A 25,531-nucleotide genomic window follows, 5' to 3' on the forward strand; every position below is an offset into this window, starting at 1 on the left:
TTTTTTTATAATCTGCCCGAAAATACGATATCAATTTAAGACAATATTCTAATCAATATAAGCCATATCCACAAAATTCGCCCTCAACTATAATGAAGTTTGTAAACACGGTTTGACTACGGCTGGGTTTCAAGTAAACCTTCAAAACAATTTTAGGGAGGAAGAAGATGAGAATCAAAAGTCTTGTTAAACAAGCAACAGTTGTAACGCTTGGTACAGCAATTCTAGTAGGAGGGGGGGCTTCAATATCTTTTGCAAAACAAAAAGATTCATTGGATCACAAAGAAACGTATGGGACTTCTCAAATCACTCGTTCAGACATGTACGACATCATCAAGCAGCATGATAATCCAAAATTTGAAGTTCCGCAATTCGATGCATCCACCATTAAAAACATTCCTTCAGCAAAAAAGTATGATGAGAATGGCAAGCTAATGGATATAGACGTATGGGACACTTGGCCGCTTCAAAACGCTGATGGAACAGTGGCGGAATATAAAGGCTATCATATCGTTTTCGGTTTAGCAGGAGACCCTGACAATGGAAGCGACACTTTTATATACATGTTCTATAAAAAAGTTGGTGATCATTCACTTGATAGCTGGAAAAATGCCGGCAGAGTTTTTAAGGATAGTGATAAATACGCTGCAAACGATCCGTATTTAAAAGATCAAGCAGAGGAATGGTCAGGATCGGCAACTTTAACGTCTGACGGAGAAGTTCGCCTATTTTACACAAATCGCCACCCATGGGATGGGGAAAAACACTTCGGTAAACAAACGTTAACAACAGCTCAAGTGAATCTATCTCAACCAGATGCTGATACACTAAAAATTAAAGGTGTTGAAGATTTTAAATCCATCTTCGAAGGTGGAGACGGTAAAGTTTATCAAAATGTCGATCAAGCTTTCAGTGAAGGTAATTTCATGAATAACCATACATTAAGAGATCCTCATTATATTGAAGATAATGGTCATAAGTATCTTGTCTTTGAAGCAAATACGGGAACGGAATATGGTGATGAAGGTGAGGAATCACTATACAATAGAGCTTACTATGGCGGAAGCAATAAATTTTTCCAAGCTGAAAAGAATAAGCTGTTGAAAAGCTCGAAAAAAGAGCTGGCTACTCTAGCGAATGGCGCAATAGGGATTATTGAAATCAATGATGATTATACTCTGAAAAAAGTAATGAAACCATTGGTTGTTTCAAATACAGTAACAGATGAAATCGAGCGTCCGAACATCTTTAAAAAGGATGGCAAATGGTATTTATTCACTAGCTCAAGAGGATCTAAAATGACAATTGACGGTATTGATGACGAAGACATTTACTTGTTAGGTTATGTGTCCGATTCCTTAACCGGACCATACAAGCCGCTCAATAAAACCGGACTTGTATTACACCATGATCTTGATCCTTATGATATTACTTGGAATTACGCTCATTATGCGATCCCACAAGAGGATAGCGACAATGTGGTTGTAACAAGCTACATGACAAACAGAGGTTACTTTGAGGATCATCACTCTACGTTTGCACCAAGCTTTTTACTGAATATTGAAGGACCAAAAACATCTGTTGTAAAAGATAGTATCCTTGAACAAGGACAAATCACAATTAACGAATAATATTGTAAAACAAGAAAATGTCAATCATGATTGGCATTTTCTTTTTGCTTTGACTTTTTTCGAGGGCGGTGAGTCTGATTGGACAAACGAGTAAAAAATAAAAGGGGATATAAGCTGTTGGTTTTTTTTATTGCGGGCTTACTGATCATAACTGCCATCGGATTCGTAGATCACCTTGTTTTTAAGTCTGGTGAACCGACAGTTGAACAACAAACAAATAAGTCTCAGGAATCGGCTCATACACATAAAAAGCCGTCATACCGGGCAAATTACCACTTCACTACACCTGACAAATGGAAAAATGATCCCCAGAGACCGATCTATTTGGATGGAAAATATCGTTACTATTACCTCTATAATGGTGATTATCCAAATGGAAATGGAACTGAATGGCGACATGCCACATCAGAGGATTTGGTGCACTGGAATGATGAAGGAATAGCTATTCCGAAATATACAAACGAAAATGGAGATCCATGGTCAGGATCAGTCGTGATTGATAAGGAAAATACAGCGGGGTTTGGAAAAGGCGCTCTCGTTGCGATTGTGACACAGCCCTCTAAGGATGGAGGAAAGCAGGAACAGTTTTTATGGTACAGTAATGACCACGGAAAAACATTTACCTCATATCGTGATGATCCGATCATGTCAAATCCGGGAACAAAAGATTTTCGAGATCCGAAAATCATTTGGGATGATAGCAGCCATAAATGGATCATGGTCATGGCCGAAGGAACAAAAATAGGCTTTTATGAATCTCAAAACTTAAAAGAATGGAATTATATGAGCAGTTTTGTTACGGAACATATCGGAATTGTAGAGTGTCCTGATCTTTATGTCATGCGTGCCAATAACGGGATATTAAAATGGGTGCTTGGTGTTAGTGCAAATGGTAAATCGCGAGACAAGCCCAATACTTACGCTTACTGGACCGGAAACTTTGATGGAAAGGAGTTCTTTCCGGATCACCATGAACCTCAATGGTTAGACTATGGCTTTGACTGGTACGGCGGAGTAACGTTTGAGGATGGAAAAGAAAGCGATAAATACAATAAACGTTATGCCTTTGCCTGGATGAATAATTGGGATTATGCCCATCAAACGCCAACAATGCGAGAAGGGTTTAACGGAATGGACTCGATTGTTCGCCAAATTGAACTAAAGCATGACAAAGACAATAAATATCATCTAATCTCACAACCAATTAACGCTTTGAATAAATTAACAAAGACGACAGATACCTATGAACAAATTGAAGTAAATGGCTCAAAAACACTTCATGTAACCGGTGATGCATACCAGTTGGAGACGGATATCTCTTGGTCAGAACTGAAAAATGTAGGTTTAAGGCTCAGGGAATCAGCGGATCAAGAACGCCATGTTGATGTTGGCATTTTTGCAGAAGGACAATACTTTTATGTCAATCGGTCATCAACAATCCACTCTGACAAAAGTAATCAATTCACGGAAAGCACAACACCGTTTGATGCTGGCAAACAGCAAGTTCACTTAAAGATTATTGTTGATAAAAGCAGTATTGAAGTCTTTGTCGATAATGGAAAGTTCACACATTCAAATTTAATATATCCAAAACCTGATGATCAAGGAATCACCTTTTTCTCCGAAGGCGGCACAGCGATCTTTAAAAATGTTACAATCAAACATTTTGGTTCGATTCATTGATACTTTGAATTTCCATGGCGGCATGGTGTAGTCTAAACCACTTGTTGACAAAATCCTAAAACACTTTAAAGCTTTAGGATTTTGTCATTCCAACCGGTATGGATTCGGGCTGACGATCTATAGGGAAGTATGGTTGTTATGCTTTACTCCTCAGATGTTGAACCATTTACAATGCCTCGTCACAAACACGGAGCAGGAGCCTCACAGAAATTGATTTTGACTATTACTGCAAACAGACGTATAATGCTCATGTATTTTACACTTTTATGAAGGATTATTAAAAAATGACACATTCGATGAGACTTCGATTCCCAGCTTTGAACCAGTAATTCAATACGTTCAAAGGCTCTGTTTGTGAATAGCAGAGTAAACGGGATCAGTCTGTCCTTTTTTACTAATCTTCATTTTTTATGAAATATATGTGATTAATGTAGAAAGGCGGATCGTTCTGCCTTTCTTTTTTTATACAATTATCCCCTCTTTTGATTAGAAAAAAAGGAAGGTTTATTTGGTTTTCCCTCATTTATAAGGATGGGTTCTCTTCCCTTGTACTCTGAATCGCAGGCAGACAGCCTGTGATTTTTTATTTTGAAAGGAAGGGAAGTTATGGTGAAAAAAATTCATAAGTTAGCGGAAAAAAACGAAGCTGTGGAGAATTTCTTAATTTTTCCTGACGGCATTTGATAAACGATAAAAAACTGCTTCATGAATGATAGAGCGGGCAAATGTAAGCATAAAAGGTACGGTTTTAGAGCTTGGAGCCGGAACAGGGGCTTTGACAACCATTTTAAATGAGAGAGCCGGCAAGGTTTTGGCAGTGGAATATGAACCAAAAGTTTATCGGCATTCTGAAGCGAAAAACCGCACAACATTCAAATGCGAAAATTATTCACCAAGACATTATGAACATCCATTTGCCGAATTGTCTCGAATATTCCATATCCCATCACAACACCGATCATGATAATGCTTTATCGGCAAAATCCGGAGAGCCATGCCCCCCGGCAGATTGGCCGCTGTTAACGGAAAATATGTTTGCTGCCCCGCCAGTGTTGCGGTGTTAAACGATTTTCACACCGCTCAGCATTTTTCTCCACAGCCGATCATTGGATTCCCAAATTTCCTTATCAGGAAGTTGAACCGCGCACACCCTTTCTAATGACCAATTCTGCTCCACGATCCCTTTAACATCAGCATGATTGATCAGAAGAACGCGAAATTCATTTTGAACCAAATCTGATAATACGGATTGAAGCTCCTGAGCTTCTTTGTAAGTACCTTTCGTTCTGATAAAGAGGATGCGGTCAGCGGTCGCCATTTTGTCTAAAAACCGGTTAATTCTTCTGTTGAATTTCTCCATGACTTCGCGGTATGTGACCAGATGTTCCAGTGTGTTTTGATCTGCCTTGAAATCATGGGCGGAATCGACATGGTAATAATCGTCTGTTAGTGAGATGTAACGGTCCTTTGTATAGACACCGGTCGAATAACCCGTCACCCTAAGATTTTCAGGTGCCATAAAATGAGAAAAACGATTTTTTAACAGAAAGTTAAGGTCTGTAAGGGAAGAAGTTCCGACCCAGTCTAATGGGCCAGCATAAGGACGCAAATTGTTTTTGCGAAGCTGAAGGGCTGTTAAACAAAGATGGCCCAAACCGAAAACAGCATTATATTCTCCTTTGATTCCATTCAAATTCATACTCAAGAACTCCTTTTTAAAAAATGCTTCCAGCATCCTTTTTTAGTATTCTATGTTTTTTAAGAGAATTAAGTAACAACAGTTGTCCAGTTTATTTCCCGAGTGAGGAGAAATTTTAGAAACACATTGCTTGAAGTCAGAGGAGTTTCTGAATGGAACAGAGGCAGGACTTTCTTGAAAACCGGGACAAAAAAAGGACCTTCACAGTTCGGAAGGCCCTTCATCTTGCAATAATTTTTCCATCGCCATCACATCAACAAACCGCCCATCTAACCTCCCTTGATTTTTGAAAATGCCGACCTGCCTGTAGCCCATTTTCGCATATAAATGTTGCCCGAGTTTATTAAATGGAAACGTAAACAAGACGATTTTATAAAAGCTGTTTTCTTTAGCCGTCTTTTCAAGAGCTTGGAGAAGAAGGCGTCCCACTCCTTTGCCGCGGCAGGAGCGGTCGACATAGATGGACAGGTCGGCAACCCCTTGATAAGCACAGCGGTGCGAGTAAGGGTTTAAAGCCGCCCAGCCGGCAATTTTTCCTTCTGTTTCGGCGACAAGGACGGAATACCGCCCTTGATGTTCCTGAAACCAAGATTCCATATCGTCTATATTTTTTGAATCTTCCTCAAGCGTGGCCATCCGGTCTTCGATCCCTTGATTATAAACGGCCAGAATACATGGTAAGTCACGCCAAACAGCTTTTCGAACGTTTAGATGGTGCATAGACATCCCCCGCAAACTTTCTTATTTTTGCGTGCAGCATGTTTCATTGGTTTCTTTCACTTCTTCGAAAGTAATATGACAGCAGTCTTGTTTATCCGCTTTGGTATCGGAATTGTCTTTTCCAAATATTTTATCGAATAGTCCCATCCTTTTCACCTCCTTTTAAGTTACATCATATAGAATAGGAATCCTGAAATCGTGGACATCGAAATCACGGATATGACGAACGCTATGACCAGCCGTTTCTTGAAGATGCTGTTTAACAATGTCAATTCTGGCAAGCTCGCTCCTGCCGAACTAATCATCAATGCCATTACAGGAGCGATGGCCATTCCTTTCAAAACGAAGATGTGTGAAAGAGGAATCATCGCAGAAAGCCGGATATACAACGGTATGCCGATGATGGCGGCAATCGGGACCAGCCACCATTGATTCCCGCCAAAAACAGATGAAATCCAAACCGTCGGGACAAGTCCATGAATCATAGAGCCGATGGCTGCGCCAATGATTAAGAAAGGATAGACGGATTTCATAAGGACAAGTGTTTCTTGCAAGGCGGCTTTCAAGCTGAATGTTGTTTGTTTCTCCTTGTAGCCGCTCACCACCACGGTTTTTACAGATTTTGCAAATCCCATTTTTTCGAGGGTTAAGCCAATGACCATGGATAAAACGGATGTCATGACTGTGTAGGCTAAGGCGACTTTCATACCTAATAAAGCGGCCATCAACGTGATGATGGTCGGGTCTAAAACTGGAGAGGCAAACAAAAACACCATCACGATGCCGAAGCGGATCTGTTTATGCAGCAGGTTGACGACTACAGGAATGGTGGAGCATGAACAAAAAGGCGTAACAAATGCAATGACGAGTGCCATCACTGAACCGGCAAGAACATTTTTCCCTTTCAAGTATTGATTCAATTTGTCATACGGGATGACCCCTTAAATGAGGTGAATCAGAAAGGAAATGGCAACAAATAAAATCGTTAATTCTAACGAAATAGATAGAAAGCTTTGAATGATATCCATGACATGTCTCCTTTTATTTGCAATTTGCAAGTTTTCGATATTAAAGAAAGGGAAAAGTGCTTCTTCTTTTCCCGCTCAGGTTCATAAGCGTGCATTGCTGATAAAAGGGGTTACTCCAAAGGTGATGCACAGCATTTGTTTGATTTCGCCATGGCTTCATTTAAAAGCTTAATCGAACGAATGACCGTTTCTCTTTCAAATTCGTTCATATGTGAAAAGACTTCATCTAAAAAAGCATTCATTTGTTGATCAATGCTTGCAGCCACATCTTTTCCCTCCGGCGTCAAAGAAAGAATCTGGATTCTCCGATCGTCCGGGTCCGGTGTTTTCTTGACCAGATTCATTTTCACCAATGATTGCACCTGGCGGCTAAACGTTGTAATGTCGGTACCGAGCGTTTCTGCTATCTGCTGTATGGACGGTTTATGCTGACGGTCAATTTCATAAACGATATGGCTTTGAATGAGGGAAATATCATAACCGCCTGTACTGCAGCAATTCTTGTTTAAAAAACCAAAACGTCTTGTCATCACTTGGAATAATTCACGAAGATTTTCCATTGTTCCTTCACCTCTTCTTAGTTATAACTCATTTATTTGCAAAATGCAATTAATTTTAGGGAACAAATGTTGATTTGTGCCTGGATTCTGAACGAACGCATGAACTAAGGCTGGATCACATACCGATTTTATGACAGTCAGGCGATTTTTGCTAAATCGTGATGCCTTTTTGAGGTCTAACCTTCAGGTAAAGCTTGAAACTGGTTCTGATTGACCAGTTTCCCGATCCGATTCGGCTGTCGATGTCGATGTCTGATCGTGTCGACTTACCGAATCGTTATTTATCGATGATTCATTCATTTATTCGCCTGAAAATAGTAAGGCCTGCCCTTGCAGGACTCGTAAAAAGAACGACTGAATCCCTTTTTTGTGTTTGATTTACTCTTTTTAGCAAAAGTTCAAATGGCTGATATACAAACGAAAGAAACGCCCCTATAGTTAAATATGAGGTCCTCAAGATGACGCAAAAAGAATGAAAACACCATCTGCAGATGATGTAAAAGGAACGGAATTTGTTTTACTTTCATTCAAATACCAAACTTCAGGAGGGTGAAAGGAATGAAGAAATTAGCAGGTGTCGTGTTACTGGCAGGGATGATTGCCGGGGGGCTTGGACAAGCTTTGCCTGCAAAAGCTTCCGCGGCTGAGGTTGTCCATCAAACGATCGTTGTCAAAAAAGGCCAGACTTATGATGGGAAAGGCAAGCATTTTAAGGCTGGCTCTGAAATAGGTGACGGCAGTCAGAGGGAAGACCAAAAACCGCTCTTCAAGGTGGAAGATGGTGCAACGCTTAAAAATGTCGTGCTGGATGCACCGGCTGCGGACGGCGTACACACTTATGGAAACGTTTCGATTCAAAATGTCGTTTGGACCGATATCGGTGAGGATGCGCTGACCGTGAAAAAACAAGGAAACGTGACGATTGACGGCGGCTCAGCACGCAACGGTTCAGATAAAGTTTTTCAAATCAATCAACCGAGTACATTTACGGTGAAAAATTTCACCAGCGATAACGCCGGAAAATTCATTCGTCAAAATGGCGGCACGACCTTTAATGTCAAAGTGTTTATTGACAACTGCACCATAACAAATATGAAAGAAGCCATTTTCAGAACCGACAGCAATACAAGCTCCGTCGTCATGACGAATACAAGATATTCACATGTCGGCAAGAAATGGTACGGTGTCAAACACATTACAGAAAAAAACAACAAAGAATTTTAAAGGATGACCCCCGCAACAGCGGGGGTTGTTTGTTCACACAATATCCAAAAAAACGGTTCCTTCCATATGTTAGTATAAAGCTTGTGTAATATATTACAATGTATGGGGATGATCAAATATGACATGGGTTTTTGTGATGCTTCTTGTTTTCATCAGCCTGTTCAAAATATTAGTGACATGCCTTCCGACTGGTGTCGTCGAATGGATGACAAGCAAATTTCAAGTGCATTCCAAACTGGATGCCGCCGGTTGCGCCGTCACGATTGGCGGTAGGCGCTTGAAGGGGCAGGATCACAAGCAATTTATCGAAGATTTTAATCAAGCTATATTTATGGAGCGCTACTATATTTATCCGGGAGACGAGCATTTATATCTGAATCCAAAGAACGGCGGGAGTCCATTTGTCATCGATGCGAAAAAGGGCAAACATGATGTCCGGCTGTTTGTGTACAGATATGATGATCACATCGATGTCGTCAAACAATCCAAGAAAAAAACGGCCGCGTACCGTCTCCGCTCGGAAAGCCTCCAAAACTGTACGTTAGAAACGGCCAAATTGGTTTAAAGGAGAAAAGAGAATGGAAGCATCAATCCATAACTTAAAAGATGAGCGACCGCAATGCCTTGATGAAATTGTCGAATTGTGGAGTCAAAATGCTTTGGAGACCGCGGCTTGCGAATTGGCTGAACAAGAAAAAAAGGAGGTCCGAAAGCAGCTGGAGCAATATGTTCAAACTGCTTTCGGAGCGGTTTTGACAGTGAAAGATGAAAACAGCCAGACGATTGGATACGGCCTGGCATCGATCAAGCAGGATTTAGTCAGTCACATGCTGTATGGTCAAATCGATGAAATCTATATTGCGCCTCCGTATCGCCGCCTTAAAATCGGAAAACGTTTAGCCGGACATCTGATCAACTGGCTGAATGGACAAGGTGTTTCTTACGTCAACGTCTATGTTGATCCAGACAATAAAACAGCCCTGCGTTTTTGGGAAGGCATCGGGCTGAGCAGGGAATTTTATATACTGACAAATTAGCATTGATCTCCCCTTTCATTGTGAAGGGGATTTTTTGATTAACTCAGGAAAATTATTCTTCGGTGAATTGACAAGAGACTGCACTTCATAAGCCTTCATTTCATCTGACGGATAGGGCTTTAATAGGCTTTCCAAATACCGGATGTCTTGATTGGCGGGGCGCAGCCATTCTTGTTCATCACCAGGCTTGAGGATGACAGGCATCCGGTCATGGATATCCTTCATTAAATCGTTTGGTTTTGTCGTAATAATCGTGCAAGTGTAGACGGGCTTGCCGTCGGCGGGCTGCCATTTCTCCCATAGTCCGGCAAACGAAAACAAGCCGTCTGACTTGAGCTTGATTCTCATCGGTTTTTTTGTCTTAGCGTCAACACGCTTCCATTCGTAAAAGCCGTCGGCCGGAATGATGCATCTTTTGCTGACAAGGGGCTTTCTAAAGCTTGGCTTCTCAGACAAGGTCTCAGCGCGGGCATTGATCATCTTGTAGCCGATTTTCTCATCCTTTGACCATGGAGGAATGAACCCCCACTGAAGCCGGCCTAAACGGTTATGTGCACCGTCATTTATACAAGCGAGGATTTTCTGGGAAGGCGCGATGTTATAGCTGGGGATATAGTCTTCTGCGGATGTCATTTGCTTGATGGCAAAGCGAGCGATGATATCGTCAAACTCGGAAAACAGTGTGAATCTCCCGCACATATGAAATCACCCTTTTTTGTTTATTCTATCATTTTCTACCTGAAAAAATCATTTTGCCGCGATCTAAAAAATATGATATCTTGCGGACTGGAAAGGGGGAGCATATGATGAAGAAGACTTTGCTGATGCTTTTGGGAGCTATCGTCTTGACCTTTTTTACATTTAATCTGCCGATTGCTTCGATATTAAATAGCGGTCTGTTTGAGGTGCTTACGTTTTGGCTGTTTGTGATTTTTTTATTTTCTTTTGAACGGAAATGGTGAAATTTTTGGGGCGGGTGAAAGGCGTGCGCTTCCATGAAGAGGGTGGCTTGAGAGCCACCCTTTGGCGCTTATATGCGGTTTAAAAGTCGACTTTTTCTGTAATCCCGTCATGATATTTTGTTGGAACCTCGTCATCGTATACATCTTTTAGTTTAATGTTGATATATTTTAATTCGTCGGCATCCGTCTTAAAGTAAGGGACAACTATGTAACCTTCTTTTTCTACTTTTCCGTAAAAAGATCCGACTCCCGTTTTTGCCGGGGTAAGCACCATGTCCTCACTAGAGACATCGATTTGTTGTTTTGTACTGGTTGTAATGACATCAATTCCGTTAAACATGATATTTTTATCCGATGTATTTTCGATGCTGTATGAAACTTGAATAGTTAAATATTTATCGGCTTCAATGCCCTTTTGTTCCAACAATTTTTTTCCTTTCTCTTGAAGGTTGGATCTTTCAAGTACCTTGACATCGTCAATTTTCATTTTGATTGGATCTAAATCAAAGGTTTTGTCCAGTTTTGCGATCTTTTTTAACGTAACTTTGGTTCCGTCGTCTTCATTTCTCCACTGGCCTACTTTTTCCAAAGGACCGTCAGTTTTCAATGAATCCTCACTGCTTTTTGTTTTGGCCTCGCTTTTTTCTGATTCGTTTTTGGACGATGCTTCATTGTTGCTGCAGGCTGTCAGAAGCATGAAGACTGTCAGCAATGCGGTAAAAAATGTAAAACATTTCTTCATGTTATAAACCCCTTCATCAAATTTTATTTATATGCAATTAGATGGTTTAACCATCTAAGAGGATAAAATTTTGTGATATTATTCCAATGTAAATTTTACATAACTTATATATCGGCACTGTTTGCCTGATGTTAATATAGTTCTTCGAGAAAGTATCAAAATTTCTACAATGACCATTTCTTATGCTCCGCTCTACCTAGTTCACCACTTTTTTGTCAGTCATAACCGTTAAGGTTCGGGGTATCTTTGTCATCAATTCTTCTAATCTAACAAGCTTTAGGCTGTCCAACATGAATCCTTTATGCTAAAGTTAGAGGGAAATATATCCTAAAGGTGCAGTGAACGTATGATCCAGCATAGTGTCTTTCTTGAGGGAAAACTTACATTTCAAGATATGAGATTGTTCTTTTTCTATGGGCTAAGAAAATCCGTCATTTTTTATTTTATTTTTATTTTTCTGGTGTCTGTCTTCGTGTTTTCAGTTGAGGGGCTGCCGATAACTGTTTATTATAGTGAAACACTCGAATTGCTCTTCAACGGCATTCTCATGACAGTCATTTCGTTGATTTTGACATTGCTTTTCATTGGTGTTTATTATATTCGGCTGACTGCTGGATATCGAAAAAATGAACGGATAAAACAAAAAAGAAACTATACCATCAATCCACAGGGAATTCAGATTCAATCTAAAAATTCTTATACGTTGTTTGAATGGCATGAAGTGACGGCAGTAGCAGAATATAAACGCCTATTCTACATAAAAACCTCCAGCGGCCAGTTGATCTTGATACCGAAACGCTTTTTCGCATTTGATCAAGAGCTTCATTCATTCAGACAGCTTGTGACTGAATATGGACGTCCTGAAAAAGTAAAGTGGCAATCGTAAAAAGAGGGGTCTCCCCCTCTTTTTTATGGATCGCATCGTTTCAGCCTGCAAATGTTTTGCTTCTTCAACAATGTCCCGCAATATGTTCTTCCTCTACAATTGATGACCCAGATTCGTCTCGTTAATGGAAGCTGTGCCAAACCACTGTGTAAGACCTTGTAATTTCAGACACATCATAATCGGAATAAAAGGATACGGTGTCCACATCTGTTCGAATTTCTTTGATTTTGTCAGCCTTACATACGTAAAAATCTGATTTGCAATCCCTATAGCTCATGAAGATTGGCCCTGATGGCCAAATTAACCCTTGAATTGATTTCGGGGTTTTTTTTTGGGCTTGTCCCGCAAAGATCTTATATTGACTGATTGGTCAGCAAGCGTTAAAATCTTTACTAACCGATTGGTCAATAAATGAAAAGGAATGATTTCTGTGCCTTTGCAGCTATATGAAAAAGAACAAATTCTGAATGCCTGTCTTGGGGTTTTTGCCCGCCATGGATATTCGAAGACGTCGACAGGGATGCTGGCTGAAGCAGCCGGCATATCAAAAGCGCTCATTTTCCATCATTTTCAAAGCAAGAAGAATGTGTATCTTTCTGTTTTGGATGACTGCATTGAAAAATTGAAGGCCCACCTTGCATTGGATGACCTGCTCCAATACACGGATTTTTTTGCGGCAAAAGAAAAGATCAGCTTGGCGAAGCTTGCATTTTTTCAAAAATATCCTGATGTTTACAAGGTGACAATGGACGCTTTCTATGATCCGCCTTCTGAGCTGAAGGATGAAATTGCAGAAAAATACGGAGAGCAGTTTGCGGTCAGAAATCATATATTAAAACAGCTATTTGCCCAAGTTCCTTTAAAGGAAGGAGTCGATCGCGACGAGGCTTTTGAATTGGTTATGGTGATGATGAAGCATTTTGAGGAAAAGTTTTTAGCTGAAGTTCCGCCTCAGCGTGATTTTGATCCTGATTATAACAGACGCCTCCTTGAAAAAAGAAGCCGCTTTTTGAATATGATTCGTTTTGGCATTGAGAAGAAATGAAGGGAAGGGTGCCTTGTGCGGGAATATGTGCTGGGTTTTGATATGATCGAGCAAACGGATTTGCCGCTCGTCGGTGGCAAGGGACTGAATCTTGCTGAATTGTCAAAGATTGAAGGCGTAAAAGTACCGCCTGGATTTTGCGTTGCCACGCCGGCATTTCAAAACATGGTTGACGGCAATCGAAGAGTCGGGGAGCTGCTTGATGAGCTTTCGGCATTAAAGATGACAGACAGGGAGCAGATCAGCCAAATCAGCCGCGAGATTCGCAGTGAAATTGAACACGCGGTGATGGCTGAAGATCTCGAAGCAGAAACGCTTCGCTTTCTCATCAAGCTTGGCGAACATAAGGCTTATGCGGTTCGTTCAAGTGCAACGGCTGAAGATCTGCCGAACGCTTCATTCGCGGGACAGCAGGATACTTACTTGAACATCATCGGAAAACAAGCGATCTTGCAGCATATCAAAAAATGCTGGGCATCGTTGTTTACTGAGCGCGCCGTCATCTACAGGATGCAAAACGGTTTTGATCACCGCAGTGTTCAATTGGCCGTCTTGGTTCAGCAAATGGTGATTCCCGAGGCTTCGGGAATCATGTTTACGGCTGATCCCGTCACATCCAACAGAAAAGTATTGTCCATTGATGCAAGCTTTGGATTGGGTGAGGCGCTCGTCTCCGGATTGGTCTCAGCCGACAATTACAAGGTGTGTGAAGGGGAAATCGCCGAAAAGACGATTTCTGTGAAAAAACACGCGATTTATTCATTGGAAAATGGAGGTACAGAAGAACGCAAGATTGAAATTGAACGGCAGAAACGTCAAACGCTGACGGACGAACAAATTTTGCAGCTCGAAACATGGGGACGGAAGATTGAGGCGCATTTTGGGACGCCTCAAGATATTGAATGGTGCCTGACTGAAGGCGAATTTTTCTTTGTGCAGAACAGGCCTGTGACGACATTATTTCCTCTTTCGAAACAAAGCGATGACAAGCTGCGCGTCTATATGTCTGTCGGGCACCAGCAAATGATGACAGAGCCGATCAACCCGCTCGGGATATCGTTCTTCGGGTTGATCTCGGATTCTGAGCTGATTCTCGCCGGAGGCAGACTTTTTATTGATTTATCACATGATCTGGCATCTTCCATTGGACGGAAAATGGTCCTTGGGACAATGGGCAAAAATGATCCGATGATGTACAGCGCGATTTCTAACTTTTTGAAAAGAAAAGAGGTCGTCAACAGACTCCCGAAAGGAAAACGGATGTTTACATTAGGCTCTGAAGGGCTGTCATGGGCTCTTCCGGCAAAAACGCTGAAAATATACCGGAGAAATGACATCGACATCGTCAAACAGCTGATGTCCAGAGCCGAGGCGTCTATAAAAGAAGCTGAACAGCGGCTGCAAAAGGTCTCCGATGAAGCGTTGTTTGAAGCGATTGCAGAAGATCAAAAAGCGCTGAAAAAGGTTCTGTATGACACGCAGAGCATGGCCGTCATCATGGTTGGTTTATACGCCTCGTACTGGCTTAACAGCAAAATGAAAAAATGGCTGGGGGAAAAGGGTGCGGCCGATATTCTTTCCCAGTCGGTATTGAACAATGTCACCTCTGAAATGGGCTTGGCCCTTTTGGATGTAGCAGATGCTGCCAGAGGATACCCCGAGGTTCAGAAGTATTTAGCGCATGCCAATGATGAAACCTTTTTCGAAGATCTCAAACAGCTTGAAGGCGGCCCCGCCTTTATCAGCGCATTGCGCGAATTCCTTGAGAAGTACGGCATGCGCTGTACGGGCGAGATCGACATCACCAAGACGCGCTGGAGTGAACGGCCTTCGATTCTTGCTCCGATCATTTTGGGCAACATCAAGAATTTTGCGCCTGGTGCGCGAATGTCCAAATTTGAACAGGGGCGATTGGAAGCGGAGCAAAAGGAGAGGGATCTATTAAGCCGTCTGCAAACATTAAAAGGAGGCAGAAAAAAGGCGAAAAAAACGAAGAAAATGATCAGTGTGCTGCGGAATTTTATCGGCTACCGGGAATATCCAAAGTATGCTCTGATCAAACGCTATTTTATTTATAAGAAAGCGCTGATGAAAGAAGCCGCCATTTTGCAGAAAAAGAAGCTTATCCAAGCGAAGGAGGATATTTATTATCTGTCCTTTGAAGAATTGAGAGAGGCCGTTCACACCAATCGTCTCGATGTAAAGACGATCAAAGAAAGAAAAGCAGAATATCAACATTATGAAAAATTGACGCCTCCGCGAATGATGACATCAGAAGGTGAGGTCATCACCGGAGAAGCCCTGGGAGAGAACCTTCCGGCAGGAGCGTTGGCAGGTGTCCCAGTATCATCAGGAGTCATCGAAGGAAGAGCAAGGGTGATTCTGAAATTGGAGGAAGCCGATATCGAAGAGGGGGATATTCTTGTCATGCCTTTCACAGATCCGAGCTGGACACCGCTGTTTGTCTCGATCAAAGGATTGGTGACTGAAGTGGGCGGCCTCATGACGCACGGCGCCGTCATTGCGCGGGAATACGGGCTTCCGGCTGTTGTCGGCGTTGACAATGCAACAAAGATCATCAAGGATGGACAAAAGATCAGGCTCAACGGATCGGAGGGCTATATCGAAATAGTGGAATAGAGAAAGCGCAGCTTGGATGCTGCGCTTTAATGTATATAAAGGTCGGCCGACGACATCCATTTCATCAAGTGCTGGTAAGGATAATAGGTCGTGCCATTTAATTCAATTTTAGGGATGTCAGGATATTTGCGCAGCATTTCTTTCGTTTCTTCTTTGCTTAAGCCTAAATAATACTGTAGGTCTCTTTCTTTGATTAAATGTGGATAGCCTGAATCATTCCCTTTTGGGTTTTTGAAATTTTTCAACCCGTCACCGATGAAATAGCCTAGAGCCGCTAAACCAAGCGCAAGCCAAAAAAAGTCTATCTCCATGTTTCCCATCCTTTTCACATGTGTTGCTTCAATTGTAATACGAAAGGTTTTGAAAAAGGTTTCAAGATCAAAGGCTTTGTCCGTTCAGCATCTCATAAAGAACGATGGCATGGTTATGGCGTTCATCCTTTGCCCCGTAAAGCAGAATAACGGTTTCGTCCGCCGCCATTTCTTTTAATTCCTTGAGCTTGCTCTGTTTTTCAGGGTTTTGTATGATTTCGTTTTGATAGGCTTTTTTAAACGATTCAAATTTTTTCGGATCATGACCGAACCATTTTCTTAACTCAGGACTTGGGGCGATTTCTTTCATCCAGCAGTCAAGATTCGCTTTTTCTTTCGATATGCCGCGCGGCCACACCCGGTCTATTAAAATGCGGCGTCCTTCTGTTTGCTGGTTTTCCTGATAAATGCGCTGGAGAACCATCGGCATCGGGATCACTCCTTCTAACTTTTGAAAAAGACAATGCCAAAGCCCTTTTTATTCGATGGAATCTTTTAAAGAGCTGTACATTTGGCTGACGCTTTCATCGATTTCATCTCTTGACATCCGCAAGGCTTTTTCCGATCTGGCATAGCCGATTTCCACCCGGCCTTCTTCCAGCCCTTTGAAAATCGCGTCGGCAAATTCATCTAAAGGAGCTCCGAAATCATGCAGTCCGACACCGCCTAAATCCGTATTGACCGCAGGAGGGGCGACCTCAATCACCTCAACGCCGGTCTCTGAGAGCTGATGTCTTATGCTCATCGTAAAGGAATGGAGAGCGGCTTTTGTCGATGAGTAGATCGGTGCGATCGCCATCGGTGTAAATGCCAGACCTGATGTCACATTGATGATCGTTGTTTTCCCGGCTTTTTTTGCAAAGTATTGGCTAAAGAGCATGGCCAGATGGATCGGCGCCTCCATATTGACGGTGATTTCTTTATTGTAGTCAGCCCAATTGTCTATAACATCGGCTTTTAAAATGTGGTAGCGCTGCTGTATGCCCGCGTTATTCACCAGCACGTTCACCTCAGGGTGCTGTTCTTTGATCCATTCAAATAATGCCAGTCGTTCCGTTTCAACGGTCACATCGCATACACGCGTGATCAGCTCCGGATATGTTTCCTTTGCTTCTTTAAGCTTGCTTTCCCTTCTCCCGCAGACGATAACGGTATTTCCCGCTTTTATAAAACGTTCGGCAAAAGCGAAGCCGATTCCTGATGCACCGCCTGTGATCAATACTGTGTTTCCCGACAGTTCCATTGGAATCCCTCTTTTCTATTAAGTTTCTAAAAAATTGGTTGGACATCTCTTCTGATTCTATAATGACCCTTTATTTTCCAAAGTGCAAGTATTCTGATTAGACGGTATGTTCCGATTCCATTATCATTGAAAAGTGAAAGGGGTGGAATAAAATGTATGAAACGATTGTCGAAACACACTTCGGAAAGCTGAAAGGCAGAGCGGAAAACGGTGTTCGCGTCTTTAAAGGTGTTCCCTACGCAAAACCTCCCGTCGGCGATTTAAGGTTTCGGAAACCGCAGCGAATGGACGCCTGGGAGGGGGAACGGGACGCTTTTGAATTTGGTCCGGTTTGTCCCCAGCCAGACGGGTTATTGGCTCAAGCAATAGAGGGGGTTCACAAGTCTGAGGATTGCCTTTATTTAAATGTGTACACATCTGAAGAGGCGGACAGGGATCTGCCTGTGATGGTGTGGATTCATGGAGGCGCTTTTTATCTCGGCGCCGGAAGTGAACCGCTCTACGACGGGACTCAGCTTGCCAAGCAGGGCAAAGTGATCGTGGTCACCATCAACTATCGCCTCGGCCCATTCGGTTTTTTACACCTTTCGTCGATTGATGATTCCTACAGCAGCAACCTCGGCCTGTTGGATCAAATCGCGGCTCTCGAGTGGGTGAAAGAACATATCGCTTCCTTTGGCGGAGACCCTGAAAATATTACGGTGTTTGGCGAATCGGCGGGTTCCATGAGCATCGCTTCGCTTTTGGCGATGCCAAAAGCAAAAGGCCTTTTTCAAAAGGCCATTATGGAAAGCGGGGCATCCGCAACAATGTCCGCAAAGCTGGCCAAAGCTGCGACGGAAAGGTTCTTAAGCATTCTCAATATTGATTCCAATCATGCGGATCGCCTCCGCGATGTATCTGACCAAGAGCTTCTCCAAGCTGCCGATCAGCTGCGCGCTGTTATGGGGGAAAATATTTTTGAATTGATCTTTCTGCCTGTAGTTGACGAAAAGACCATGCCGATGAAGCCGGAAATCGCCGTCGCAAAGGGTTCGGCAAACGGAATCAATCTATTGATCGGAACAAACCGTGACGAAGGCGCCTTATTTTTCACCCCTGAGTCGGATCTTTTACCTGAGAGCAAGATCTATGATGTTTTAGAAGAATACTTGGGGAAAGAGGCGGCTGACATCGCCTCGGCGCTGTATCCGAGATCATGGCAAGGCCAGGTTGATATGATGACAGACCTGATCTTTTGGCATCCGTCCGTTGTGTTCGCTTCGGCGCAATCACGACATGCACCCGTCTTTATGTACCGGTTTGACTGGCATGCCGATTCGGAGCATCCGCCGTTCAACAAAGCGGCGCACGGTTTGGAAATCCCGTTTGTGTTTGGAAATATGGACATTCTGGAATGGCTGACAGGTACAAAGGTAAATGAAGAAACGCTGCTGCTTGTTCAACAGATCCAGGGTGCCTGGCTGTCTTTTGCCCGCTTCGGAAACCCGAGCACCGATGATGTCAGCTGGCCTGAATATCATGAAGAATCACGACAAACGCTCATTTTCAATCACGAGATTTCGTTTGAAAGCGATCCGTATAGAGACAAGAGAAAGATGTTGACAGTGCCGAACCCACAGGTATCAAAAAAGCGCTGACCTGTGGTCAACCGCTTTTTTGATACCGTTCATTTTGAATGGCTTTGAGCGATTTTCCGCGCGTTTCCGGCGCCATGAGAAGACCGATGATCATATGAATGACAAGGAAGGTAATCATCACGGCGCCGGCTATTTTAAACCCTAGAGATGTAATCATGATCGGAACGACTAATGAAATAAGCCCGACACCGACGCGGACGATGAAGAACATGAAGCCCTGGGCCATTGCCCTGTACTTCGTATGGAAAAGCTCGGCCGCCCATAATCCATAAAACGCCTGTGCGCCGAAACCGGCGGAAATACCCCAGAGAGTGACGAACAATAAGAGCTCCGTTATGTTCATAGTGCCGAAGGTGAGGATGATCCATGCGACGGTTCCCATGGCAGCTCCTACGCCAAAGAGCCGCTTGCGATTGACCCGATCACCGAGACGGATAAAGACAAAGTAAGTGGCCGCTACCGTCAGTATCCAGAGGAACGCCTGCAGCAGGTTGGCCTGTGCCGCGCTTAAACCGCCGACGGTCTCATAAATATACGGCATAAAATACCCCATTGTTCCGGCGACAAGGTTCCAAAAGGCATAGATGCCGATGAGCAGAAACATGGCATGAAGGTTTGCTTTGTTTGTAAAAAGCTCTTTGAGCGAGGCTTTCTCACCGATTCCTTGCGCTTTTTCTGCGGCGTCTTTTTGTTTTTGCTCTTGCCAGATGGCGGATTCATGAACTTGCTGCTGCAATATCCAGGTGATGATCGCAACAATGAATAATTGTCCGAAAATCAGGCGGCTCCCCATTAATCCGAGCGGCGCCAGAGCGACCGACAGCAGCAATGTCAGAGCCGGTCCGATCGACCATGCCAGCTGTCCCCAGCCGACGCGTCCGGCCCGTTCATGATCAGGCGCTTCTTCCGCGATATATGTCCATGCCGCCGGAATGGCTGCACCGACCGCGATCCCGGTTACAATATAGCCTGTTAAAAGCATCGGGAAGTTGATTGATAAGGTGATCAGCAAAACGCCCAGCATATAGACCAGCAAATCGTATTTGTATATGAATTTCCGTCCGTAGCGATCGACTAAAAAACCTCCGAGCAAAGCGCCGATCGCCGCACCGAATCCGTTTGCACTCAATGCCCCGAGAAGACCGACTCTCGCATCATCCAGGCCCAGGTATTCGACCCATAAGGAAAGCCCGCCTGCCCCGGCGACGATTGACCCCGCCTCCAAATAGTTGGACATCGCAACGGTGATCGTCGATTTTAAACTGCCTGTTGTTCTCCCTGCCATTTTTCGCTCCCCTTTCAAAGCCGATTTTTCAGATGACTAAATGTGGATATTAAGCTGTTTTTGTAAGCGCTTACTATAATGGGATCATGTCTGCCTCCGCATCCGTTTCAAGCTGTAATCATTTAGATTTTTGCTTATAGTATAACTTTATTCAGAAAACAAAAATAAATCAACACAAAATTCAAATGATTCACCTTTTATATTTCTGTTTATATTTGAATATTTTTGTTCAGGAGCCGGCGGATTGATATGTATTGATAATGTCTGCATTTCACCATGTTTTTGACGCCGCCGCCATTATGTATCAGCCTTGTGAGCGCGGGAGGTAAAGTGCCATGTCCGGTGTCAAACTTGCATACAAAGCACTTGGTATCAAAAAATAGGTTTTGGGCGAGGTGTTAGTGGAATGCAGGGAGACATGACTTATGATGTTTGAAGAACGGAAAAGCTTGAGCCGTTTTTTTCATGATTGCCTGTATAGGTCTTCATATGTCATTCCGGTCAGAGCCTTCCCACCTGAAGTAACAGCCTAAAATCACATCAATTGCATGATCGTTTCAAGAGCCGTATCCTATAAATGAAACAATAGATGCGGGCCGGAAGAATCGGATCGGCGCCCTGACTGGCAGGTCCGGGTAGGAAAAAGGATTGAAGCCGCTGACGGCTGGCAAACATAAATCAAATAAGAGGATAATTGCCATAAACCTTGAGAAAAAGTGGAGGAAATATGAAATGGAACTAGGGATCAGCACCTTTGTAGAAACAACCCCGGACATTAAGACCGGAAAAATCATCAGCCATGCACAGCGGCTGCGCGAGGTAGTTGAGGAGATCATCCTTGCCGATCAGGTGGGACTGGATGTGTTCGGTGTGGGTGAGCACCACCGTGAAGACTATGCGGCGTCTTCCCCCGCCGTCGTTTTGGCCGCAGCGGCGCCGCAGACGGAGAGAATCCGTCTGACAAGTGCAGTCACAGTGCTTTCATCTGATGACCCCGTCCGCGTTTTCCAGGATTTTGCGACGCTTGACGGGATTTCAAACGGACGGGCGGAAATCATGGCGGGTCGAGGGTCTTTTATCGAATCCTTCCCGCTGTTCGGCTATGATTTAGACGATTATGAAGAGCTGTTTGAAGAAAAACTCGATTTGCTGTTGGCGCTGCAAAAGTCGGAAAGGGTGACGTGGAGCGGCAAGCATCGCCCCGCCATTCAAAACCTTGGCGTCTATCCGCGGCCAGTGCAGAATCCGTTGCCTGTATGGATCGGAAGCGGCGGCAACCAGGAATCCGTCGTTCGCGCGGGGCTGCTCGGTCTGCCGCTCGTTCTGGCCATCATCGGGGGAAGTCCGCAGCACTTTGCCCCGCTTGTCCAGCTTTATTACAAAGCGGCGGAGCATGCAGGTCACGATGTATCAAAGCTTGCCGTAGCTTCCCATTCACACGGCTTTATTGGAGAGGATACCGAGACGGCCGCAGATCAATTTTTCCCGTCGACTCAGCAGGCGATGAACACGCTCGCCAGGGAGCGGGGCTGGGGACCGTACAGCCGCTCCAGCTTTGATGCTGCGCGGAGCTTTGAGGGAGCGCTTTATGTAGGGGACCCTCAGACGGTGGCGGAAAAAATCATCCATCTGCGCAAACATGTGGGAATCACAAGATTTATGCTGCATGTCCCGGTCGGTACGATGCCTCACGACGATGTCATGAAAGCGATCGAGCTTTTTGGAAGAGAGACGGCGCCGCGCGTCAGGGAGGAAGTCTCCCGCTGGGAGGCGTCGCAGAGAACCTAAAGAATAAACGGCCCGGACATTTTGCGGGCCGTTTTTATTTCATGTAATGCTTTTTGAAATCGGGATGAATTGAAAATTTGCGGCGCAGATGGATCAGGTTTTCACCAAAACTTTCCTCCAAAACATCTCTATGCTTCTCCAAGATTTCCATGAGGTACAGATCATGAATCATCACTTCCGTAATCGGCATGACCAAGCCCACATGCATCGTCCAGGCCGCGCGGCTGTCTTTGCCCTGCGAGACAATGCCGGCAACGACTTCGGAATCATCAACACTCAAAACAAGCCATCGTCCGTCATACTCTTCTGTTATTTCCCGGCTGCTGTCATGCAGATAAACATCAGCGAAATCAGCTTCAATTTCTCCATATGCAATAATGGTGACGATGACGCCATTGTTTGCCGCCTCGCTCAGGTCGGGCTCCAAATCCGGAAAGTCCTCTTTCCATATTTCCAGGAGAATTCTTTTTTGGGCTGAGGATATACACGTCTTAACCTTGTCGAGTATTTCGGTTCGCCCGGTGATATTCCAAATATTTTCCCGATCATTTGCGGAACGCGCAAATTTCTCAAAATATTTTTCTGCCTGTTCAAACGTCTCCTCCGCTTTCTGTCTGCGGTTTTTGATCAGATCCTTGGCAGGAACGGGAATGTACTGCGGGGTGTTGCCATAGCTTACAAAAATATCGCCGCGAATCACGAGGCTCTCCAACACTTCGTATATTTTCGAACGCGGTACACCTGATTTTTTTGCCACCGCATAGCCTGTCAAAGGCGATTCTTCCAAGAGCGCGAGATATGCTTTCGATTCATATTCGGTAAAGTTCAGGTTTTTCAGTATGTCTAAATTCTTCATACATCCTCCAGCCTCAAAAAATAGTCGCTACCTTTGTCACTCATATTTTGCTTCATGTATTGATTTATTTCAAGGGCGCTGATACACTTTTTATAAGTAGTTACTAAGGTAGTCACTATATGAAAAGGTATGGAGGGAGACATCTGATGGATAGCCTGCTGTCATACATATCGATCGCCGCCATGATGGTGGTGATTCCCGGAGCTGATACGATGCTCGTTGTGAAAAACACGCTTCGATACGGCCCGAACGCCGGACGCTGCAATGTTCTCGGCTTGGCGACGGGACTGTCGTTCTGGACGCTGATTGCCGTTTTCGGTTTGGCGGTTGTCATTGCGAAGTCGGTGTTTCTGTTCAATGCAATCAAATACTTGGGAGCGGCTTATTTAATTTTCTTAGGTGTCAAAAGTTTTTTTGCTAAAAAGATGTTTTCTTTGGAGGACATGAAAGCCGACAACAACAAACCTGGCCATTCTTCCAAGCGGCATTATAAAGATTCGTTTATGCAAGGGTTGTTCAGCAATGTTCTGAATCCGAAGACTGTTTTGGTCTATATCACGATCATGCCTCAATTTATCAATTTAAAGGAAAGCGTCAACCAGCAGTTAATTATTCTCGCATTCATTCTAACCTTGATGGCTGTATTTTGGTTTCTCATCCTCGTCCATCTGATTGATTACGCGAAAAAATGGCTGAGAAGCGTGAAGTTCCAGAAGGTCTTTCAAAAAGCCGCCGGTTTGGTGCTGGTGGGGTTTGGCATCAAAACAGGGTTGGATTGAATATCCCCCAAAATCATGATAAGGAGTGAGCATGACAGCTCACTCCTTTTGATGTAATGAAGCCCGGCCAACCCTGAACGGGAAGCAAGAGACGATATGAATCGTTTCAACCCCTCGCCGCAAAAATCTGAAATGTCACACCGAATGGGTCAGTGACAATCGCGTAGGCTGGGCTGAAATATACATTTTGGAGTTCAAGCTTGACTTCTCCCTGCTCCCGGAGCTTGTCATACAGCCGCTCAGCCGTTTGCGCGTCACCGACCGTGATGCAGATGGAGATTTGACTGCCGCTTTGAAAAGGCACCTCCGGGATCATATCAGCGATCATCAAGCTGGCCCCGCCGAAGTTTAGGACAGCATGGGCAATCAGATCTTGTTCCTCTTCCTTAAAATTCTTCGCCTCATCCGCGGGACCTTCACCAAATGTCTGCTGGAATTTTACTTCAGCATCGAGCACTTCCCGATAATATTCAATCGCTTCCTTTGCTCTCCCGTTCATCAGGATATAAGGGGTGAATTGCATTTCCATCTTTAAAACATCTCCTTTTTCGTTGATTTAAGGTAATTGTATATTATAATGGTGACAACTTATGTCATGGTTAAACACTTTGGGAGGTTCTAAATGTCAAAAGCGAAAAGATTAAATGAAATGATCATGATGGTCAATCGAAAAAAACGGTTTACGGTCGGGGAATTGGCGCAGGAATTCGGAGTGTCAAAAAGAACCGTTCTCAGGGATCTGCAAGAGCTTAGCGAGATGGGTGTGCCCCTTTATTCAGAAACGGGGCCCCATGGCGGCTATCAGGTGTTAAGTGAAAGAATTCTTCCTCCCATCGCCTTGAGCGAGAACGAAGCGATCGCCATCTTTTTTGCGATCCATGCACTGAGGCACTATATATCCCTGCCGTTTGATGCACAGTATGCTTCAATCAAGAAAAAATTTTACTTGAATCTCGCCGGCGATATTCGGGATGCGATTGACAGCATGAAGGACCGCGTCGATTTTTATACGGCTTATGAGCAAAAAGAAGAAATTCCGTTTTTAAGGGTGCTATTGGAAGCGGCGGTTCAGCAAAAGGTCTTAATCATCAAATATCAATCAAATGATGTGACAAACGAAAGAAAAATTCAGCCGATCGGCATCTATGCGAATCACGGCAAATGGTATTGTCCCGCTTATTGCTTTTTAAGAGAGGATTACCGTATGTTCAGATGCGATCGGATGATATTTGCCGAACTTGATGAAAATACCGATCCGATGGACTTGTCAAACATCAATTTAAAAAACCGTTTTTCGGTTTTATCCCTTCCTCCGAAGATGCTGGAACTATCCGTGGAATTGACGAAACAAGGCGTAGAGCGGCATGGATCCCTGGAATGGCCGCATCTTGAACTGCATGTCAGAAAAGACGGTTCCGGAACACTGTCAGGTTTGATTGCGTCAAAGGATATTGACTTTTTTGCGGATTATTTCATTTCATTTGGCCGGGAAGCGGTCATTCAAAAACCATCACAGCTAATCGAAAAGATGAAGAAAACATTATTTGACATGTTGAACCAATATACAAATGGAGACTCCGTTCCGACTGCTCACTAAGATCGCTAATATGGCAATGCTTGCGGCCGAAAACAGCGTGTCAGCAATCATTCGTCAGACAATACGCCGTCATCATTCAGATCGCCATCACCATTTTCATATTCTGTATTAAAGCCAGAAGCATCTGATCTTGCAAAATAGGACACTCTCAGATTTCTGAGGGTGTCTTATTTTT

Annotated in this window: 26 protein-coding genes and 2 pseudogenes; 15 read left to right on the plus strand and 13 right to left on the minus strand. The window is 43.8% G+C overall.

The features are described from left to right. The first annotated feature begins 167 nt into the window (after positions 1–167). The 4 genes and pseudogenes from ACINLD_RS18090 to ACINLD_RS18105 form a co-directional block, all read left to right on the plus strand. Positions 168–1,631 (plus strand): glycoside hydrolase family 68 protein, encoded by a 1,464-nt coding sequence (locus ACINLD_RS18090; RefSeq protein WP_026589757.1) that lies wholly within the window; start codon positions 168–170, stop codon positions 1,629–1,631. 117 nt (positions 1,632–1,748) lie between these two features. Further along, complete coding sequence (locus ACINLD_RS18095; RefSeq protein WP_409445291.1) at positions 1,749–3,314, plus strand: glycoside hydrolase family 32 protein; 1,566 nt, start codon at positions 1,749–1,751, stop codon at positions 3,312–3,314. 284 nt (positions 3,315–3,598) lie between these two features. Further along, positions 3,599–3,643, plus strand: coding sequence for an erythromycin resistance leader peptide (locus ACINLD_RS18100; protein ID WP_121128006.1), 45 nt, complete (start codon positions 3,599–3,601; stop codon positions 3,641–3,643). 277 nt (positions 3,644–3,920) lie between these two features. Beyond that, positions 3,921–4,307 (plus strand): annotated as a pseudogene (locus tag ACINLD_RS18105) (rRNA adenine N-6-methyltransferase family protein); the annotation flags it as partial. Between the two features lie 67 nt (positions 4,308–4,374). Here ACINLD_RS18105 and ACINLD_RS18110 read toward each other — a convergent pair. The 5 genes and pseudogenes from ACINLD_RS18110 to ACINLD_RS18130 form a co-directional block, all read right to left on the minus strand. Next, positions 4,375–5,013: a DUF1796 family putative cysteine peptidase gene (locus ACINLD_RS18110; protein ID WP_026589754.1), complete on the minus strand. Its 639-nt coding sequence runs from the start codon at positions 5,011–5,013 to the stop codon at positions 4,375–4,377. Positions 5,014–5,214: 201 nt separating this feature from the next. Continuing rightward, positions 5,215–5,733, minus strand: a complete 519-nt coding sequence (locus ACINLD_RS18115; protein ID WP_077735440.1) for an arsinothricin resistance N-acetyltransferase ArsN1 family A — start codon at positions 5,731–5,733, stop codon at positions 5,215–5,217. A 21-nt stretch (positions 5,734–5,754) separates the two neighbouring features. Then, on the minus strand, positions 5,755–5,880 hold the full coding sequence (locus tag ACINLD_RS18120) for a hypothetical protein (protein ID WP_256860174.1): 126 nt from the start codon (positions 5,878–5,880) through the stop codon (positions 5,755–5,757). 20 nt (positions 5,881–5,900) lie between these two features. Next, positions 5,901–6,761: pseudogene (locus ACINLD_RS18125) on the minus strand (permease). A gap of 110 nt (positions 6,762–6,871) precedes the next feature. Further along, positions 6,872–7,321 (minus strand): MarR family winged helix-turn-helix transcriptional regulator, encoded by a 450-nt coding sequence (locus ACINLD_RS18130; protein WP_026589751.1) that lies wholly within the window; start codon positions 7,319–7,321, stop codon positions 6,872–6,874. Between the two features lie 594 nt (positions 7,322–7,915). Between ACINLD_RS18130 and ACINLD_RS18135 the strand changes: the two genes are divergently transcribed. The 3 genes from ACINLD_RS18135 (at position 7,916) to ACINLD_RS18145 (ending at position 9,582) form a co-directional block, all read left to right on the plus strand. Next, the gene (locus tag ACINLD_RS18135; protein WP_372708719.1) at positions 7,916–8,545 is read left to right on the plus strand and encodes a pectate lyase; all 630 of its coding nucleotides are present in this window, start codon (positions 7,916–7,918) and stop codon (positions 8,543–8,545) included. A gap of 118 nt (positions 8,546–8,663) precedes the next feature. After that, positions 8,664–9,110, plus strand: coding sequence for a YfmQ family protein (locus ACINLD_RS18140; RefSeq protein WP_409445266.1), 447 nt, complete (start codon positions 8,664–8,666; stop codon positions 9,108–9,110). 13 nt (positions 9,111–9,123) lie between these two features. Continuing rightward, a complete protein-coding gene (locus tag ACINLD_RS18145) occupies positions 9,124–9,582 on the plus strand; it encodes a GNAT family N-acetyltransferase (RefSeq protein ID WP_026589748.1) in 459 nt (152 codons plus the stop codon). Positions 9,583–9,597: 15 nt separating this feature from the next. Here ACINLD_RS18145 and ACINLD_RS18150 read toward each other — a convergent pair whose 3' ends face one another. Further along, positions 9,598–10,281 (minus strand): SOS response-associated peptidase, encoded by a 684-nt coding sequence (locus ACINLD_RS18150; protein WP_409445267.1) that lies wholly within the window; start codon positions 10,279–10,281, stop codon positions 9,598–9,600. Positions 10,282–10,388: 107 nt separating this feature from the next. Here ACINLD_RS18150 and ACINLD_RS18155 point away from each other — a divergent pair, with 107 nt between their 5' ends. Continuing rightward, positions 10,389–10,544 carry a hypothetical protein gene (locus ACINLD_RS18155; RefSeq protein ID WP_179115637.1) on the plus strand — a complete coding sequence of 52 codons (156 nt, stop codon included), beginning with the start codon at positions 10,389–10,391 and terminating at the stop codon, positions 10,542–10,544. Positions 10,545–10,623: 79 nt separating this feature from the next. Here ACINLD_RS18155 and ACINLD_RS18160 read toward each other — a convergent pair whose 3' ends face one another. Beyond that, the gene (locus ACINLD_RS18160; RefSeq protein ID WP_051290494.1) at positions 10,624–11,286 is read right to left on the minus strand and encodes a hypothetical protein; all 663 of its coding nucleotides are present in this window, start codon (positions 11,284–11,286) and stop codon (positions 10,624–10,626) included. 472 nt (positions 11,287–11,758) lie between these two features. Between ACINLD_RS18160 and ACINLD_RS18165 the strand changes: the two genes are divergently transcribed. The 3 genes from ACINLD_RS18165 to ppsA all read left to right on the plus strand — a co-directional run bounded on the left by ACINLD_RS18165 (position 11,759) and on the right by ppsA (position 15,857). Further along, entirely contained in the window at positions 11,759–12,172 is a 414-nt protein-coding gene (locus ACINLD_RS18165) for a YcxB family protein (RefSeq protein WP_256860173.1), read from the plus strand. A gap of 430 nt (positions 12,173–12,602) precedes the next feature. After that, complete coding sequence (locus ACINLD_RS18170; RefSeq protein ID WP_026589744.1) at positions 12,603–13,217, plus strand: TetR/AcrR family transcriptional regulator; 615 nt, start codon at positions 12,603–12,605, stop codon at positions 13,215–13,217. A gap of 15 nt (positions 13,218–13,232) precedes the next feature. Then, positions 13,233–15,857: a phosphoenolpyruvate synthase gene (ppsA, locus tag ACINLD_RS18175; protein WP_410207104.1), complete on the plus strand. Its 2,625-nt coding sequence runs from the start codon at positions 13,233–13,235 to the stop codon at positions 15,855–15,857. 26 nt (positions 15,858–15,883) lie between these two features. Here ppsA and ACINLD_RS18180 read toward each other — a convergent pair whose 3' ends face one another. From ACINLD_RS18180 to ACINLD_RS18190, 3 genes are all read right to left on the minus strand, one after another. Then, the gene (locus ACINLD_RS18180) at positions 15,884–16,168 is read right to left on the minus strand and encodes a DNA-binding protein (RefSeq protein WP_410207105.1); all 285 of its coding nucleotides are present in this window, start codon (positions 16,166–16,168) and stop codon (positions 15,884–15,886) included. Positions 16,169–16,235: 67 nt separating this feature from the next. Next, positions 16,236–16,598, minus strand: a complete 363-nt coding sequence (locus tag ACINLD_RS18185; protein ID WP_026589741.1) for a DUF488 domain-containing protein — start codon at positions 16,596–16,598, stop codon at positions 16,236–16,238. Positions 16,599–16,646: 48 nt separating this feature from the next. Further along, the gene (locus ACINLD_RS18190) at positions 16,647–17,411 is read right to left on the minus strand and encodes an SDR family oxidoreductase (protein ID WP_026589740.1); all 765 of its coding nucleotides are present in this window, start codon (positions 17,409–17,411) and stop codon (positions 16,647–16,649) included. A 152-nt stretch (positions 17,412–17,563) separates the two neighbouring features. Here ACINLD_RS18190 and ACINLD_RS18195 point away from each other — a divergent pair, with 152 nt between their 5' ends. Further along, positions 17,564–19,051, plus strand: coding sequence for a carboxylesterase/lipase family protein (locus ACINLD_RS18195; RefSeq protein ID WP_026589739.1), 1,488 nt, complete (start codon positions 17,564–17,566; stop codon positions 19,049–19,051). Positions 19,052–19,058: 7 nt separating this feature from the next. Here the strand turns inward: ACINLD_RS18195 and ACINLD_RS18200 are convergent, their stop codons facing one another. Continuing rightward, positions 19,059–20,336: an MFS transporter gene (locus ACINLD_RS18200; RefSeq protein ID WP_026589738.1), complete on the minus strand. Its 1,278-nt coding sequence runs from the start codon at positions 20,334–20,336 to the stop codon at positions 19,059–19,061. A gap of 732 nt (positions 20,337–21,068) precedes the next feature. Here ACINLD_RS18200 and ACINLD_RS18205 point away from each other — a divergent pair. Continuing rightward, positions 21,069–22,124, plus strand: a complete 1,056-nt coding sequence (locus tag ACINLD_RS18205; RefSeq protein WP_077735457.1) for an LLM class flavin-dependent oxidoreductase — start codon at positions 21,069–21,071, stop codon at positions 22,122–22,124. A 34-nt stretch (positions 22,125–22,158) separates the two neighbouring features. On the opposite strand, the gene ACINLD_RS18210 is transcribed toward ACINLD_RS18205, so the two are convergent. Then, positions 22,159–22,980, minus strand: a complete 822-nt coding sequence (locus tag ACINLD_RS18210) for a TrmB family transcriptional regulator (RefSeq protein ID WP_026589736.1) — start codon at positions 22,978–22,980, stop codon at positions 22,159–22,161. A gap of 146 nt (positions 22,981–23,126) precedes the next feature. Here ACINLD_RS18210 and ACINLD_RS18215 point away from each other — a divergent pair, with 146 nt between their 5' ends. Beyond that, complete coding sequence (locus ACINLD_RS18215; RefSeq protein WP_026589735.1) at positions 23,127–23,759, plus strand: homoserine/threonine efflux transporter; 633 nt, start codon at positions 23,127–23,129, stop codon at positions 23,757–23,759. 106 nt (positions 23,760–23,865) lie between these two features. Here ACINLD_RS18215 and ACINLD_RS18220 read toward each other — a convergent pair whose 3' ends face one another. Beyond that, positions 23,866–24,288, minus strand: coding sequence for a VOC family protein (locus ACINLD_RS18220; RefSeq protein WP_026589734.1), 423 nt, complete (start codon positions 24,286–24,288; stop codon positions 23,866–23,868). A 93-nt stretch (positions 24,289–24,381) separates the two neighbouring features. Here ACINLD_RS18220 and ACINLD_RS18225 point away from each other — a divergent pair, with 93 nt between their 5' ends. Beyond that, on the plus strand, positions 24,382–25,356 hold the full coding sequence (locus tag ACINLD_RS18225; RefSeq protein WP_077735427.1) for a helix-turn-helix transcriptional regulator: 975 nt from the start codon (positions 24,382–24,384) through the stop codon (positions 25,354–25,356). Positions 25,357–25,531: the final 175 nt, after the last annotated feature.

Source organism: Bacillus sp. z60-11, assembly GCF_046464135.1.
Lineage (GTDB): Bacteria > Bacillota > Bacilli > Bacillales > Bacillaceae > Bacillus > Bacillus sonorensis_A.

Coding starts and splice junctions, on each gene's coding strand:
- ACINLD_RS18090 (WP_026589757.1), top strand. CDS start 168: ATGAGAATCAAAAGTCTTGTTAAACAAGCAACAGTTGTAACGCTTGGT.
- ACINLD_RS18115 (WP_077735440.1), bottom strand. CDS start 5,733: ATGCACCATCTAAACGTTCGAAAAGCTGTTTGGCGTGACTTACCATGT.
- ACINLD_RS18145 (WP_026589748.1), top strand. CDS start 9,124: ATGGAAGCATCAATCCATAACTTAAAAGATGAGCGACCGCAATGCCTT.
- ACINLD_RS18110 (WP_026589754.1), bottom strand. CDS start 5,013: ATGAATTTGAATGGAATCAAAGGAGAATATAATGCTGTTTTCGGTTTG.
- ACINLD_RS18220 (WP_026589734.1), bottom strand. CDS start 24,288: ATGGAAATGCAATTCACCCCTTATATCCTGATGAACGGGAGAGCAAAG.
- ACINLD_RS18120 (WP_256860174.1), bottom strand. CDS start 5,880: ATGGGACTATTCGATAAAATATTTGGAAAAGACAATTCCGATACCAAA.
- ACINLD_RS18150 (WP_409445267.1), bottom strand. CDS start 10,281: ATGTGCGGGAGATTCACACTGTTTTCCGAGTTTGACGATATCATCGCT.
- ACINLD_RS18160 (WP_051290494.1), bottom strand. CDS start 11,286: ATGAAGAAATGTTTTACATTTTTTACCGCATTGCTGACAGTCTTCATG.
- ACINLD_RS18190 (WP_026589740.1), bottom strand. CDS start 17,411: ATGGAACTGTCGGGAAACACAGTATTGATCACAGGCGGTGCATCAGGA.
- ACINLD_RS18140 (WP_409445266.1), top strand. CDS start 8,664: ATGACATGGGTTTTTGTGATGCTTCTTGTTTTCATCAGCCTGTTCAAA.
- ACINLD_RS18215 (WP_026589735.1), top strand. CDS start 23,127: ATGGATAGCCTGCTGTCATACATATCGATCGCCGCCATGATGGTGGTG.
- ACINLD_RS18185 (WP_026589741.1), bottom strand. CDS start 16,598: ATGCCGATGGTTCTCCAGCGCATTTATCAGGAAAACCAGCAAACAGAA.
- ACINLD_RS18195 (WP_026589739.1), top strand. CDS start 17,564: ATGTATGAAACGATTGTCGAAACACACTTCGGAAAGCTGAAAGGCAGA.
- ACINLD_RS18135 (WP_372708719.1), top strand. CDS start 7,916: ATGATTGCCGGGGGGCTTGGACAAGCTTTGCCTGCAAAAGCTTCCGCG.
- ACINLD_RS18155 (WP_179115637.1), top strand. CDS start 10,389: ATGAAGAAGACTTTGCTGATGCTTTTGGGAGCTATCGTCTTGACCTTT.
- ACINLD_RS18180 (WP_410207105.1), bottom strand. CDS start 16,168: ATGGAGATAGACTTTTTTTGGCTTGCGCTTGGTTTAGCGGCTCTAGGC.
- ACINLD_RS18205 (WP_077735457.1), top strand. CDS start 21,069: ATGGAACTAGGGATCAGCACCTTTGTAGAAACAACCCCGGACATTAAG.
- ACINLD_RS18225 (WP_077735427.1), top strand. CDS start 24,382: ATGTCAAAAGCGAAAAGATTAAATGAAATGATCATGATGGTCAATCGA.
- ACINLD_RS18130 (WP_026589751.1), bottom strand. CDS start 7,321: ATGGAAAATCTTCGTGAATTATTCCAAGTGATGACAAGACGTTTTGGT.
- ACINLD_RS18200 (WP_026589738.1), bottom strand. CDS start 20,336: ATGGCAGGGAGAACAACAGGCAGTTTAAAATCGACGATCACCGTTGCG.
- ACINLD_RS18210 (WP_026589736.1), bottom strand. CDS start 22,980: ATGAAGAATTTAGACATACTGAAAAACCTGAACTTTACCGAATATGAA.